The sequence below is a fragment of the Pseudonocardia sp. EC080619-01 genome, assembly GCF_001420995.1.
Lineage (GTDB): Bacteria > Actinomycetota > Actinomycetes > Mycobacteriales > Pseudonocardiaceae > Pseudonocardia.
Map to the genome: position 1 here is coordinate 5,545,357 of NZ_CP012184.1, position 16,306 is coordinate 5,561,662.

General features: G+C 78.0%; 1 protein-coding gene. It reads left to right on the forward strand.

The window, feature by feature from the left end; all coding sequences use genetic code 11:
- Window positions 1-9 precede the first annotated feature (9 nt).
- The gene (locus tag AD017_RS25815) at window positions 10-16,275 is read left to right on the forward strand and encodes a type I polyketide synthase (protein ID WP_060575835.1); all 16,266 of its coding nucleotides are present in this window, start codon (window positions 10-12) and stop codon (window positions 16,273-16,275) included.
- The last annotated feature ends 31 nt before the right edge of the window (window positions 16,276-16,306 follow it).

A 16,306-nucleotide genomic window follows, 5' to 3' on the forward strand; every position in this document is an offset into this window, starting at 1 on the left:
AAGCAGACGATGAACGAGAACCACGCACCCGCCGGTGGCAACGACGTCGTCACCGCGCTGCGCGCCGCGGTGAAGGAGACCGACCGGCTGCGCAGGCAGAACCGCATGCTGCAGGCCGCGGCCACCGAGCCGATCGCCGTCGTCGGCATGGGCTGCCGGTTCCCCGGCGGCGTCGACTCGCCCGAGGCCCTGTGGGACATGGTCGCCGGCGGCACCGACGTGATCTCCGGGTTCCCCACCGACCGCGGCTGGGACCTCGACGCGCTGCACTCCGGCGGCACCGACGCCCGGGACACCGAGATCAGCATGCGGGGCGGGTTCCTGGACGGCGTCGCCGACTTCGATCCCGGCTTCTTCGGGATCTCGCCGCGCGAGGCCGTCACCATGGACCCGCAGCAGCGGCTGCTGCTGACCACCGCCTGGGAGGCGATCGAGCGCGCCGGCATCGACGCCGGACGGCTGCGCGGCAGCCGCACCGGCGCGTTCATCGGCACCAACGGGCAGGACTACGCCTACCTGCTGGTCCGCTCGCTCGACGACGCGACCGGCGACGTCGGCACCGGTATCGCCGCCAGCGCCGCGTCCGGGCGGCTGTCCTACACCCTGGGGCTGGAGGGGCCCGCGCTCACCGTCGACACGGCCTGCTCGTCGTCGCTGGTCGCGCTGCACCTCGCCGTGCAGTCCCTCCGGAACGGCGAGTGCTCCCTGGCGCTGGCCGGCGGCGTCAACGTCATGTCGACGCCCGGCTCGCTGGTCGAGTTCAGCCGCCAGGGCGGGCTGGCCCGCGACGGCCGCTGCAAGGCGTTCGCCGAGGGCGCCGACGGCACCGGCTGGTCCGAGGGCGCCGGGATCCTCGTGCTGGAGCGGCTCTCCGACGCCCGCCGCAACGGGCACCCGGTGCTCGCCGTCGTCCGCGGCTCCGCGGTCAACCAGGACGGTGCCTCGAACGGGTTCACCGCGCCGAACGGGCCGTCCCAGCAGCGCGTCATCCGCGCCGCGCTCGCCAACGCCGAGCTGTCCACCGGCGACGTCGACGCCGTCGAGGCGCACGGCACCGGCACGCCGCTGGGCGACCCGATCGAGGCGCAGAGCATCCTCGCCACCTACGGCCGGGACCGCGGGCGGCCGCTCGCGCTCGGCTCGGTCAAGTCGAACATGGGCCACACCCAGGCCGCGTCCGGCGTCGCCGGCGTCATGAAAATGATCATGGCGATGCGGCACGGGGAGCTGCCCCGCACCCTGCACGTCGACCGCCCGTCGACCCACGTCGACTGGTCCACCGGCGCGGTCGAGCTGCTCACCGAGGCGCGCCCGTGGCCCGCGGCGGACCGGCCGCGGCGCAGCGGCGTCTCCTCCTTCGGGGTGAGCGGCACCAACGCGCACGTCATCGTCGAGCAGGCACCCGCCCCGGCCGAGCCCGCCGCCGAGCCCGCCACCCGCGTCCCGCAGGCCCTGCCCTGGACGGTCTCGGCGCGCACCCCGGCCGCCCTGCGCGACCAGGCCGCCGCCCTGCTCACCCAGCTGGACGGCGACGGCGCACCCGGCGCGCTGGACACCGCGTACTCGCTCGCGACCACCCGCGCCGCGCAGGAGCACCGGCTCGCCGTCGTCACCGGCCCGGACGGCCGCGCCGGGCGCGACGCGCTCGCCGGCTGGCTGGAGCACGGCAGCGCGCCGGGCGTCGTGCTCGGCCAGGTCACCGGGCGCCCCCGGCTCGCCGCGCTGTTCTCCGGGCAGGGCGCGCAGCGCCTCGGCATGGGTCGCGAGCTGCACGCCCGGTTCGGAGTGTTCGCCGCCGCGTTCGACGAGATCGTCGCGCTGCTCGGGGAGGACCTCCGGGAGGTCGTCTGGGGGGACGGGGACACCGACGCCGCCGCGCTCGACGAGACCGGCCGGGCCCAGCCCGCGCTGTTCGCGGTCGAGGTCGCCCTGTACCGGCTCCTGGAGTCCTGGGGCGTGACCCCGGACGCCGTCGCCGGGCACTCGATCGGCGAGATCGCCGCCGCCCACGTCGCCGGCGTGTTCTCCCTCGACGACGCCTGCCGGCTGGTCGCCGCGCGGGCGTCGCTGATGCAGGCGCTGCCCCGCGGCGGCGCCATGGTCGCCGTGGAGGCCACCGAGGACGAGGTCGCCCCGCTGCTCACCGACGGCGTCGCGATCGCGGCGGTGAACGGGCCGTCGTCGGTCGTGGTGTCCGGCGACGAGGACGCCACCCTGGCCGTCGCCGCCCGGCTCGCCGACCGCGGCCGGCGCACCAGCCGGCTGCGGGTGTCGCACGCGTTCCACTCGCCGCTGATGGACCCGATGCTCGACGAGTTCCGCGCCGTCGCCGAGGGCCTGTCCTACGCCGAGCCGCAGATCCCGCTGGTCTCCACCCTCACCGGCGCCCCGGCCACGGCGGAGCTGTGCGACCCCGGGTACTGGGTGCGCCACGTCCGCGACGCCGTCCGGTTCGCCGACGGCGTCCGCGCCCTCACCGACGCCGGCACCGGGGTGTTCCTGGAGATCGGCCCGGCCGGCGTGCTCACCGCGCTCGCCGCGCAGTCCGCCCCCGACACCACCGCCGTCGCACTGCAGCGCACCGACCGCGACGAGGAGGCCGCCGCCGTCGCCGCCCTCGCCGCGCTGCACGTCGCCGGGACCCCGGTCGACTGGGAGGCGTTCCACGCCGGCACCGGCGCCCGCCGCACCGACCTGCCCACCTACGCGTTCCAGTACGAGCGGTACTGGCCGAAGGCCGTCCACCGGGCCGGTGACGCCGCCGGGCTCGGGCTCGCCCCCGCCGACCACCCGCTGCTCGGCGCCGCCATGTCCGTCGCGGGGTCCGACGAGCTGCTGCTCACCGGCACCCTGTCGCTGGCCACCCACCCGTGGCTCGCCGAGCACGTCGTCGGCGGCATGGCGTTCTTCCCCGGCACCGGGTTCCTCGAGCTCGCCGTCCGCGCCGCCGACCAGGCCGGCTGCGACCGTGTCGAGGAGCTCATGCTCGCCGCGCCGCTCGTGCTGCCCGCCACCGGCGCCGTCCAGATGCAGATCGCCGTCGGCGCCGCCGGCCCGGACGGCGTCCGCGACGTGAGCGTGTACGCCCGCCCCGCCCAGGACCCCGACGCCGACTGGACCCGGCACGCCACCGGCCGGGTCACCACCGGCGAGCAGGTCGAGGAGTTCGACGCGACCACCTGGCCGCCCCGCGACGCCGAGCCCGTCGACGTCGACGGCCTCTACGACCGCTACGCCGGCAACGGCCTGGAGTACGGCCCGCTCTTCCGCGGCCTGCAGGCGGTGTGGCGCCGCGGCGACGAGATCCTCGCCGAGGTCGCGCTGCCCGCCTCCGGCGCCGACGACGCCGCCGAGTTCGGCCTGCACCCCGCCCTGTTCGACGCCGTCCTGCACAGCACCGTGTTCGCCTCCGCCGACGGTGACGACCGCAGCCTCCTGCCGTTCGCCTGGAACGGGGTGTCGCTGCACGCCGCCGGCGCGACCGCGCTGCGGGTGCGCGTCACCTCCGCCGGCGAGGACGCCGTCCGGATCAGCGCCGCCGACCCGCAGGGCCGGCCGGTGATCTCCGTCGAGTCCCTCACCCTGCGCGCCGCCGGGCCGGACGCGGCGGGCCCGGGCCGCCGCGACGACACGGGATCGCTGTTCCGGATGGACTGGGTGCCGCACACCCTCACCACGGCGGAGGCGCCCGCGAGCTGGGCGATCCTCACCGGACCGGGCGCGCGGGGAACGGCCGCGGACCGGCTGGGCGCCGCCCTCGCCACCGGGACCCCGGCCGCCGGCGGATCGGGTGCGCCCGCCCCCGTGCGCACCGTGACCGACCTCGCCGAGCTGCACGGCGGTCCTTCCGGGAACGTCCCGGATCTCGTCGCCGTCCCGCTGGACGCCGGCGGCTCCGGCGACACCGGCGACACCGACCCGGCCGCCGCGCACACCCTGGTCCGCGAGGTCCTCGCGCTGCTCCAGCAGTGGCTCGCCGACGACCGGCTCGCCCGCACCCGGCTGCTGTTCCTCACCCGCGGCGCCGTCGCCGACGGCGCGGGCGGCCCGCTCGACCTCGCCACCGCCCCGGTGTGGGGACTGCTCCGCTCCGCACAGTCGGAGAACCCCGGCCGGCTGCTGCTCGCCGACCTCGACGACACCCCCGCGTCGCTCGCCGCCGTCGCGCAGCTGCCCGCACTGTTCGACGCCGACGAGCCGCAGGCGCTCGTCCGCGACGGCGCCGTCCGGGTCGGGCGGCTCGCCGCGCTGGAGTCCGGCGCCGCGCTCGTCCCACCGGCCGGGACGCCGTGGCGGCTCGGCTGCCGCGCCAAGGGCAGCCTCGACGGCCTCGAGCTGGCACCGCACCCGGACGTCCTCGCCCCGCTCACCGGGCACGAGGTCCGGGTCGGGATCCGCGCCGCCGGCCTGAACTTCCGCGACGTCCTCAACGCGCTCGGGATGTACCCCGGCGACGCCGGGCTGTTCGGGTCCGAGGCCGCGGGCGTCGTCACCGCGGTCGGGCCGGACGTCACGACACTCGCCCCCGGCGACCGCGTCACCGGCATGCTGTTCGGCGGGTTCGGCCCGCTCGGCGTCACCGACGAGCGGATGCTCACCACCGTCCCGGACGGCTGGGACTGGGAGACCGCAGCGTCGGTGCCGCTGGTGTTCCTCACCGCCTACCACGCGCTCGTCGACCTGGCCGGCCTCCGGCCGGGGGAGAAGGTGCTGATCCACGCGGGCGCCGGTGGCGTCGGCATGGCCGCGGTGCAGATCGCCCGGCACCTCGGTGCGGAGGTCTACGCGACGGCATCCGAGCCGAAGCAGGACGTGCTCCGCTCGCTGGGGGTGGCCGACGACCACATCGCGTCGTCGCGGACCCTGGACTTCGCCGTCGAGTTCCCCGGCGGTCTCGACGTCGTCCTCAACGCCCTGTCCGGGGAGTTCGTCGACGCCTCGATGGGGCTGCTCGGCGACGGCGGCCGGTTCCTGGAGATGGGCAAGACCGACATCCGCGACGCCGCGGACCTCCTCGCCGGGATCACCTACCGGTTCTTCGACCTCGGCGCCGTCGACCCGCACCGCATCCAGGAGATGCTGCGCGCGCTCCTCGACCTGTTCGCCGAGGGTGCGCTGTCCCCGCTGCCGGTCCGCAGCTGGGACGTGCGCCACGCCGTCGAGGCGTTCCGGTTCATGAGCTCCGCCCGGCACGTCGGCAAGCTCGTGCTCACCGTCCCGCCGCCGCTCGACCCGGACGGCACCGTGCTCGTCACCGGCGGCACCGGCGGGCTCGCCGCCGCACTGGCCCGCCACCTGGTCGCCACCCACGGCGTGCGGCACCTGCTGCTCACGAGCCGCCGCGGGCCCGGCGCGCCCGGCGCCACCGAGCTGCGCGACGAGCTGGCCGCGGCCGGCGCCGAGGTCACCGTCGCCGCCTGCGACGTCGCCGACCGCGACGCGCTCGCCGCCCTGCTCGACGCCGTCCCGGCCGCGCACCCGCTCACCGCGGTCGTGCACACCGCGGGCGTCCTCGACGACGGCACCGTCACCTCGCTGACCCCGGACGCCGTCGACACCGTGCTGCGCCCCAAGGTCGACGCCGCCTGGCACCTGCACGACCTCACCCGCGACCACGACCTCGCCGCGTTCGTCCTCTACTCCTCGACGGCCGGGGTCATGGGCGGCCCCGGCCAGGGCAACTACGCGGCCGGCAACACCTTCCTCGACGCGCTCGCCGCGCACCGGCACGCCCTCGGGCTGCCCGCCACCTCGCTGGCCTGGGGCGCCTGGGAGCAGGGCGCCGGGATGACCGGCGGCCTGTCCGACCACGACGTCGCCCGGGTCGGCAGCACCGGCGGCATGCCCCTGCTGTCCGTCGAGCACGGCCTCGCGCTCTACGACGCCGCGACCCTCGCCGCGGAACCCCTCGTCGTCCCGCTCGGCCTCACCGGCGGCGGGAACCTGCCGTCGGCCGACGGCGTCCCCGCCGTGCTGCGCGGCCTCGTCCGCACCGGCGGCCGCCGCCGGGCCGGCACCGCCGGCGTCGCCCGCGCGGGCCTCGCCGAGCGTCTCGCCGGGCTGCCCGCCGACGACCGCGGCCCCGTCCTCGTCGATCTCGTCCGCACCGAGGCCGCGACCGTCCTCGGGCTCGGCGGCCCCGACGGGATCGACGCCCGCCACGAGTTCCGCCGCATCGGCTTCGACTCGCTCACCGCGATCGAGCTGCGCAACCGGCTGGGCACCGCGTCCGGGCTCACCCTGCCCGCCACGCTGATCTTCGACTACCCGACGCCGGAACGGCTCGCCGCGTACCTGCTCGACGAGCTGGCCGGGGACGACGCGGCGACCGTCCCCGACGGCTCCGTGACGGCGCGCGCCGACGCCGACGACCCGATCGTCGTCGTCGGGATCGGGTGCCGGTTCCCCGGCGGCGTCGGCTCCCCGGAGCAGCTGTGGGACCTCGTCGCCGGCGGCACCGATGCGATCACCGGCTTCCCGCCGGACCGCGAGTGGGACCGGCACCCACCGCTCGGCGGCGGCGAGCCCGGCGAGCTCACCGGGCAGGGCGGGTTCCTCGACGACATCGCCGGCTTCGACGCCGAGTTCTTCGGGATCGCCCCGCGCGAGGCCCTCGCCATGGACCCGCAGCAGCGGATCCTCCTCGAGGTCGCCTGGGAGGCCGCCGAACGCGCCGGGATCGACCCGCACACGCTGCGCGGCAGCCGCACCGGCGTCTTCATGGGCGTCTCCGGCCAGGACTACTCCGGCCTGGTCATGCGCTCCGCCGACGACATCGCGAGCCACGCGACCACCGGCCTCGCGGTCAGCGTCGTGTCCGGGCGCCTCGCCTACGCCCTCGGCCTGGAGGGCCCCGCCCTCTCGGTCGACACCGCCTGCTCGTCGTCGCTGGTGTCGCTGCACCTCGCCGCGCAGGCGTTGCGGGCGGGGGAGTGCGACATGGCACTCGCCGGCGGCGTCACCGTGATGACGACCCCCGCGAACTTCACCGGCTTCTCCCGGATGGGCGGCCTCGCCGGCGACGGGCGCTGCAAGGCGTTCTCCGACTCCGCCGACGGCACCGGCTGGTCCGAGGGCGCGGCCGTGCTCACCCTGGAGCGGCTCTCCGCCGCGCGCCACCACGGGCACCGGGTGCTCGCCGTCGTCCGCGGGTCCGCGGTCAACCAGGACGGCGCGTCCAACGGGCTCACCGCCCCGAACGGGCCCGCCCAGCAGCGGGTCATCCGGCAGGCGCTGGCCGACGCCGGACTGTCCACCGCCGACGTCGACGCCGTCGAGGCGCACGGCACCGGCACCCCGCTGGGCGACCCCATCGAGGCCCAGGCCGTGCTCGCCACCTACGGCCGCGACCGGGCCCCGGAGCAGCCGCTGCTGCTCGGCTCGGTGAAGTCCAACATCGGGCACACCCAGTCCGCGGCCGGTGCCGCCGGGCTGATCAAGATGATCATGTCGATGGCGCACGGCGAGCTGCCGCGCACGCTGCACGTCACCGAGCCGTCGTCGCACGTCGACTGGTCGGACGGCACCGTCGCGCTGCTCACCGAGCAGACCCCGTGGCCGGAGACCGGGCACGCCCGCCGCGCCGGGGTGTCGTCGTTCGGGATCAGCGGCACCAACGCGCACGTGGTGCTGGAGCAGGCGCCCGCGGAGCCTGCGCCGGCCGCGGCGTCCACCCCGGACGTCGTCGCCTGGCCGGTCTCCGCGCGGACCCCCGCGGCCCTCGACACCCAGCTCGACCGGCTGCGCGCCGCCGCACCCGATCTGCCCCCGTCCGGTGTCGCGCACACCCTCGCCACCGGGCGCGCCCTGTTCGAGCACCGCGCCGTGCTGCTGGCCGGACCAGAGGGGACCACCGAGGCCGCCCGTGGCGCCGCCGTCACGCGCGGCAGCGCGTTCCTGTTCTCCGGGCAGGGGGCGCAGCGCCTCGGCATGGGCCGCGAGCTGCACGCCCGCTTCGCAGTGTTCGCGGACGCGTTCGACGAGATCGTCGCCCTCCTCGACGCCGAGCTCGGCTGCTCGCTGCGCGACGTCGTCTGGGGCGACGACGCCGACGCCCTGGACCGCACCCGCCACACCCAGCCGGCGCTGTTCGCGATCGAGGTGGCGCTGTACCGGCTCGTCACGTCGTGGGGCGTGCGGCCCGACCAGCTCGCCGGCCACTCGGTCGGCGAGATCGCCGCCGCGCACGTCGCCGGGGTGTTCTCCCTCGCCGACGCGTGCCGGCTGGTCGCCGCCCGCGCCCGCCTGATGGACGCCCTGCCCGCCGGCGGCGCGATGACCGCCGTCGAGGCGGGCGAGGACGAGGTGATCCCGCTGCTCACCGGCGGGACCGCGATCGCCGCCGTGAACGGGCCGGCGGCCGTCGTCGTGTCCGGTGCGGCCGCCGAGGTCGACGCCGTCGCCGCCGAGCTCGCCGGCCGCGGCCGCCGCACCACGGCGCTGCGGGTCAGCCACGCGTTCCACTCGCCGCTGATGGACCCGGTCCTCGACGACTTCCGCGCCGTCGCGCAGGACCTCACCTACACGCTGCCCACCATCCCGGTCGTGTCGCTCCTCGCCGGTGCGGGCTCGCCGCACGACCTGGCGACCCCGGAGCACTGGGTGCGCCACGTCCGCGAGTCCGTGCGCTTCGCCGACGGCATCGCCACCCTCACCGGCCGCGGCGTCACCGCCTTCCTGGAGATCGGTCCCGACGGCGTGCTGTCCGCCCCGGCCCGGGCCGCGCTGCCCGGCACCGGCGACGACGCGGCCGTCGTCACCCCCGCGCTGCGGTCCGGCCGCGGCGAGGAGGCCGCGCTGCTCACCGCGCTCGCCCGGCTGCACGTCGCCGGCGTCGACGTCGACTGGGCGGCCGGGCTCACCGGCACCGGCCGCGGCGCCGACCTGCCCACCTACGCCTTCCAGCACGAGCGGTTCTGGCCGCGGCTCGCCACCGGCGAGACGACCGGCACCGGCGACGACGCCGAGTTCTGGGCCGCCGTCGAGCGGGAGGACGTCGGCGAGCTCGCCACCCGGCTCGACGTCGACGGCGACCGGCTCGGCGCCGTCCTGCCCGCACTCGCGGCCTGGCGGACCCGGCGCCGCACCGACGCCTCGGTGGACCGGCTCCGCCACCGGGAGACCTGGCGCCCGCTGGCGCTGCCCACCTCCGCCGGACCGGGCCGGTACCTGGTGCTCGTCCCGGCCGCCGCGGCCGGTGACCCGTGGGTCGGCGACGTCGTCGCCGCGCTCGGCCCGGACACCCGCCGGGTCGACCTCGCCGACGGCGACACCGGCCGCGCCGGGCTCGCTGCGGCGCTCACCGAGCACGCGACCGCCGGGACCACCGGCGTCGTGTCCCTGCTCGGGCTCGACGAGACCCCGTGCGTGTCCACCGTGGACGACACCGGGTCCGGGGTGGACGCGGTGCCCGCCGGGCTCGCCGCGACCGTGGCGCTCACCGCCGCGCTCGCCGACACCGGCGTCGCCGCCCGGGTGCACGCCGTGACCCGCGGCGCCGTCGCACCGGCGGGCGAGGCACCGGCCGCACCCCTCCAGGCGGCCGTCTGGGGCCTGGGCCGGGTCGCCGCGCTGGAGCTGCCCCGCCAGTGGGGCGGCCTGGTCGACCTGCCCGCCGAGCTGGACGCCGCCACCGCCCGCCGGCTCCCTGCCGTGCTCGCCGGAGACGAGGACCAGGTCGCGCTGCGCGCCACCGGCGCCCACGGCCGCCGCATGACCCCGGCACCGGCCGGGCCCGCCGACGGACCGGCGGGTGAGCCGGCCGGGGACTGGACCCCGACCGGCACCGTCCTGATCACCGGCGGCACCGGCGCCCTCGGCGGGCACGTCGCCCGCCGGCTCGCCGCCGACGGCGCACCGCACCTGGTGCTGCTGGGCCGCCGCGGCCCGGACGCCCCCGGCGCGGACGCGCTGCGCGCGGAGCTGGAGGAACTAGGTGCGGGCGTCACCGTCGCCGCGTGCGACGCCGCCGACCGGGACCAGCTGTCCGCGGTGCTCGGCGCGATCCCGGCCGACCGGCCGCTCACCGGCGTCGTGCACGCCGCAGGCGTCCTCGACGACGGCGTCCTCACCGGACTCAGCACCGAGCGGCTCGCCGCGGTGTTCCGCGCCAAGCTCACCCCCGCACTGCTGCTCGACGAGCTGACCCGCGACCGCGAGCTCGATGCGTTCGTCCTGTTCTCCTCCGTGGCCGGCAGCGTCGGCAACCCCGGCCAGGCCGGCTACGCCGCCGCGAACGCCGCCCTCGACGCGCTCGCCGCCCGCCGCGTCGCGGAGGGCCGCCCGGCCACCGCCGTCGCCTGGGGCGCCTGGGCCAGCGACGGCATGGCCGCCCGGCACACCGGCACCGGGACGACCCCGGACGGGCTGCTGGACCCGGATCTCGCCGTCCGGGCGATGGTCCGGGCGGTCGCCGAGCCGCAGCCCACCCTGGTGTTCGCCGACCTCACCCGCCCGCGCCGGCTGGAGGCGCTGCTGTCGGTGCGGCCCAGCCCGCTGCTCGCGGACCTGCCCGCTGCCCGGGACATCGCCCGCGCCGCGGAGGAGACGCGCCGCCGCCTCGACGACGCCGCGGGCGGGCTGCGCGCCCGGCTCGCCGCCGCCGGGCCGGACGACCGGACCGCCGTCCTGCTCGACCTGGTGCGCGACACCGCGTCCGGGGTGCTCGGGCACTCCGGGCCGGACGCGATCCGATCCGCGAAACCGTTCCGCGACCTGGGCTTCGACTCGCTCACCGCGGTCGAGCTCAGCAACGCGCTGTCCGCCGCGACCGGCCTGTCCCTGCCCGCGAGCCTCGTCTTCGACCACCCCACGCCGCGTGCGCTGGCCGCGCACCTGGTCGCGGAGCTGACCGGCGAGACCGGCGGCGCCGAGCCCACCGGGGTGACCGTCGCCGACGCCGACGACCCGATCGTCGTCGTCGGGACGGCCTGCCGGCTCCCCGGCGGTATCACCACGCCCGACGAGTTCTGGCGGATGCTCGTCGACGGCGACGACGGCATCACCGGCTTCCCCACCGACCGCGGCTGGGACCTCGACGTCCTCGCCGGCGACGGCCAGGGCCGCAGCGCCACCCGCGAGGGCGGCTTCCTGCACGACGCCGCCGGCTTCGACCCCGCCTTCTTCGACATCTCGCCCCGTGAGGCCGTCGCGATGGACCCGCAGCAGCGCCTGCTGCTGGAGACCACGTGGGAGGCGTTCGAGCGCACCGGCACCGACCCGGCCCGGCTGCGCGGCAGCCGCACCGGCGTGTTCGTCGGCACCAACGGGCAGGACTACGCGAACCTCCTGCTGCGCTCCCCGGACGACGTCGAGGGCCACGCCGGGACCGGCCTCGCCGCGAGCGTCATCTCCGGCCGGCTCGCCTACGCGTTCGGCCTGGAGGGCCCCGCGGTCACCGTGGACACCGCCTGCTCGTCGTCGCTGGTCGCGGTGCACTGGGCGGCCCAGGCGCTGCGCGCGGGGGAGTGCGACGCCGCGCTCGCCGGCGGCGTCACCGTCATGTCGACCTCCACGAGCTTCGCCGGGTTCACCCGGCAGGGCGGCCTCGCCCCCGACGGGCGGTGCAAGGCGTTCTCCGACGACGCCGACGGCACCGGCTGGTCCGAGGGCGTCGGCGTGCTCGTGCTGGAGCGGCAGTCCACCGCGGTCGCCCGCGGGCACGAGATCCTCGCCGTCGTCCGCGGCTCCGCCGTCAACTCCGACGGCGCCTCGAACGGCCTGACCGCGCCCAACGGGCCGTCCCAGCAGCGGGTCATCCGGCAGGCCCTCGCCTCCGGCGGCCTGACCCCGGCCGACGTCGACGCCGTCGAGGCGCACGGCACCGGCACCGTGCTCGGCGACCCGATCGAGGCGCAGGCCCTGCTCGCCGCCTACGGCCGGGACCGGGAGCACCCGCTGCTGCTCGGCTCGGTGAAGTCCAACATCGGCCACACCCAGGCCGCGGCGGGCGCCGCCGGCCTGATCAAGATGATCCTCGCGCTGCGGCACGGCACGCTGCCGCGCACGCTCAACGTCGCCGCCCCGTCGAGCCGGGTCGACTGGACCGCCGGGTCGGTCGAGCTGCTCACCGAGCAGGTGCCGTGGCCGGAGACCGGGCGCGCCCGGCGGGCCGGGATCTCGTCGTTCGGGATCAGCGGCACCAACGCCCACGTCGTGCTGGAGCAGGCGCCGGAGCTCCCGGCACCGGCCGCGGTGACCGCGCCCGCCGTCACCCCGTGGGTGGTCTCCGCCCGCTCCGGGCCCGCGCTCGACGCCCAGCTCGACCGGCTGCGCGCCGCGACGGCCGCCCGCCCGGACGTCGCCGCCGCCGACGTCGGGTACGCGCTGGCCACCGGCCGGTCGGTGTTCGAGCACCGCGCCGTGCTCCTCGCCGGCGCCGGGGCAGCCGGTGTCACCGAGGTCGCGCGGGCCGAGGCGATCGAGCGGTCCACGGCGTTCCTGTTCTCCGGGCAGGGCGCCCAGCGCCTCGGCATGGGCCGCGAGCTGCACGCCCGCCACCCCGTGTTCGCCGACGCGCTCGACACCACGCTCGCCCACCTGGACCCGTCGCTGCGCGACGTCGTCTGGGGCGACGGCGACACCGCCGCCGCCGCGCTCGACGACACCGGCGCCACCCAGCCCGCACTGTTCGCCGTCGAGGTCGCGCTGTTCCGGCTCCTGGAGTCCTGGGGCCTCACCCCGGACGCCGTCGCCGGGCACTCGGTCGGCGAGATCGCCGCCGCCCACGTCGCGGGCGTGTTCTCGCTGGAGGACGCCTGCACGCTCGTCGCCGCCCGGGCCCGCCTGATGGCGGCCCTGCCTGCCGGTGGCGCGATGGTCGCCGTCGAGGCGGACGAGGAGGAGGTCGCGCCGCTGCTGACCGGCGGCGTCGCCGTCGCCGCCGTGAACGGCCCGTCCGCGGTGGTCCTGTCCGGTGTGGCCGCCGAGGTCGACGCCGTCGCCGCCGAGCTGGCCGGACGGGGGCGCCGCACCACGGCGCTGCGGGTCAGCCACGCGTTCCACTCGCCGCTGATGGAGCCGATGCTCGACGGGTTCCGCGCGGTCGTCGCCGGGCTGGACCCCGCCGAGCCGCGGACCCCCGTGGTCTCCACGGTCACCGGCGCCCCGGCCGCCGCCGAGCTGTGCGACCCGGAGCACTGGGTGCGGGGCGTGCGCGACACCGTGCGCTTCGCCGACGCGGTGCGGGCGCTGACCGGCCGCGGGACGACCGCGTTCCTGGAGATCGGGCCGGACGCCGTGCTGTCCGCCCCGGCCCGCTCCTGCGTCCCCGACTCCGCGGTGGTCGTCCCGGCGCTGCGCGGCGCCGGCGACGAGGACCGCACCCTGCTCACCGCGCTGGCCCGGCTGCACGTCGCCGGGACCGCGGTGGACTGGGCGGTCGTCCTCGACGGGACCGCGACCCGGCCGGTGGCGCTGCCGACGTACCCCTTCCAGCGGGAACGCTTCTGGCCCACCGTCGCCGCCACGACCCCGGCCGACGCCGGTGGCCTCGGCCTGCGCGCCGGCGGGCACCCGCTGCTCGGCGCCGCGACCGCCGTCGCCGGGTCGGACGAGATCCTCCTGACCGGCCGCCTCACGCCCGCCGACCTGGGGTGGGCCGGCGACGACCTCCCCGCCCTCCCCGCGTCGGTGCTCGCCGAGCTCGCCGTCCGCGCGGGCGACGAGATCGGCGCCACGACCGTCGAGGAGCTGACGATCACCGCGCCGCTGCCCGCCGGGGCGCCGCGGCTGCTGCAGGTGAGGGTCGGCGAACCGGACGACGACGGCCGCCGACCCGTCGACGTGCACTCGCGGCCCGCCGAGGGCCCCGCCGGGGGCACCGGGGACGTCGACGGTGCGGGCCGGTGGCTGCGGCACGCCACCGGCGTGCTGACCGCGGCCCCGGCCACCGATCCGGCGGCCGGGCCGGGCACCGGGCAGCCGGCCGGTGCCGCGTGGCCGCCGCCGGGCGCGACGCCGCTGCCCGGCCTGCCCGGCGCCGTCGGGCCGGTGACGGTCCGCGGGGGCTGGCGGCACGACGGGGCCCTGCTCGCCGAGCTCGAGCTCACCGGGCAGCCCGCCGCCGGTGCCGCGTACACGCTGCACCCGGCCCTGCTCGACGTCGCCGCCCGGTTCGGCGCGCCCACCGACGACGCCGACCTCGCCGCCCTGCGGGACGTCACGCTGCACGCGTCGGAGGCCACCGTGCTGCGGGTCCGGCTCACCGACCGCGGCGACGGCACCCGGACCCTCGCGGCGTCGGACGCGCAGGGGGCAGCCGTGCTCACCGCGGGCGCGCTCACCCTGGCCGAGCCCGCCGCCACGACCGGTCCGGCCGGATCCACCGACGCCGCCCTCCTCACCCTCGACTGGACCACCGCACCCCCGACCGACCGGACCACGACGGCCGGGTGGGGGGTCCTCGGCGACGGCCTGCCCGAGCTCGACGACGCCCTGGCCGCGTCCGGCGGGACACCGCCGGTCCGCGCGACCTCGGTCGGCGCGCTGCTCGACTCCGGCGACCCGCTGCCGCCGGTCGTCCTCGCCCCGGTCTCCGGGGACCCCGGGCCGGACGGGGCCGGTCTCCCGGCCGCGACCCGTGCCACCACCGGCGCCGTGCTGGAGCTGCTCCAGCGCTGGTCCGGGGACGCCCGCACGACCGGCTCCCGCCTCGTCGTCGTCACCCGGGGTGCGGTCGCCGCCGGTGCGGGCGACGTGCCCGACCTCGGCGCGGCCCCGGTCTGGGGGCTCGTCCGGTCCGCGCAGTCCGAGGACCCGGGCAGCGTCGTGCTGCTCGACCTCGACCCGGAAGCCCCCGGTGCCGGGCTCGGCGCCGCCCTGGAGGCCCTGCCCGGCCTGGCCGCGGCGGGGGAGACCCAGGCGGCCCTGCGCGGCGGCGACCTCACCGTCGCCCGCCTGACCCGGGCCACGCCGGACGCCCCCGCACCGGCGGCGTGGGACCCGGACGGCACCGTCCTGGTCACCGGCGGTACCGGTGGCCTCGGTGCGCTGCTCGCGCGGCACCTCGTCAGCACCCGCGGCGTGCGGCACCTGCTGCTCGCCGGCCGCCGCGGCCCGGACGCCCCCGGGGCCGCCGAGCTGCGCGCCGAGCTCACCGCGCTCGGCGCCGAGGTCACCCTCGCGGCCTGCGACGTCGCCGACCCGGCGGCCGTCGCCGACCTCGTCGGCTCCGTCCCCGCCGCACACCCGCTGACCGCGGTCGTGCACACCGCGGGCGTGCTCGACGACGCCACCGTCGGGTCGCTCGACGCGACGCGGATGGACCGGGTGCTGCGCCCGAAGGCGGACGCCGCATGGCACCTGCACGAGGCGACACGCGAGCTGCCGCTGGCCGCGTTCGTCCTGTACTCCTCGGTCGCCGGGATCACCGGCGGCCCCGGCCAGGGCAACTACGCGGCCGCCAACAGCTTCCTGGACGCGCTCGCCGCGCACCGCGCGGCACGCGGCCTGGCCGGACTGTCGCTGGCCTGGGGGCCGTGGTCCGCCGACGCCGGCATGACCGGCACCCTCGACGCCGCCGAGCGGGAACGGCACGAGCGCTCCGGGATGCCGCCCCTGCAGCCCGACCAGGGGCTCGCCCTGTTCGACACCGCCATCGCCCGCGGTGACCGGTTCACCGTGGCGGCCCGGTTCGCCGCCGGGGCCGGAGCGGCCGCGGGCGACGTCCCGGCCGTGCTGCGCGCCCTGGTGCGCAGCAGGCGCCGGACCGCGGCGGCCACCGAGGGCGCGGGCGGCCTGCTCCGGCGGCTCGCCGGGCTGGAGCCCGACGCCCGGTACGCCGAGCTGCTGGAGCTGGTCCGCACCGAGACGGCGGGCGTGCTCGGGCACACCGGCGCCGACGCCGTCCCGGCCGACCGGGACTTCAGCCGGCTCGGGTTCGACTCGCTCACCGGCGTCGAGCTGCGGATGCGGCTGGCCGCCGCCACCGGGAGCCGGCTCCCGGCGACGCTGGTCTTCGACCACCCCACCCCGGCCGAGGTGGCCCGCCACCTCGACGGCGAGGTCGTCGGCTCCGCGGGCCCGGCGGCAGCGGCGTCGCCGCTGGCCGAGCTGGACCGGCTGGAGGCAGCACTGTCCCCGGACGGCGCCGACCCCGAGACCCGCAGCGGGGTCGCCCGCCGGCTGCGCCGCCTGCTGGAGCGGTGGGACGGCGCCCGGCCCGACGGGGCCCACACCGACGGCCGCACCGCCGTCGACGAGCGCCTCGACGCGGCGAGCACCGAGCAGGTCCTCGCCTTCATCGACAACGAACTCGGCCGGTCGTCGGCGAGCTGACCCCGGACCCCCACGAACGAGAGAGGCGGAC

Bases quoted from the DNA above. Each gene is read 5' to 3' on its own strand.
- AD017_RS25815 (WP_060575835.1), top strand. From the start codon at position 10: ATGAACGAGAACCACGCACCCGCCGGTGGCAACGACGTCGTCACCGCG.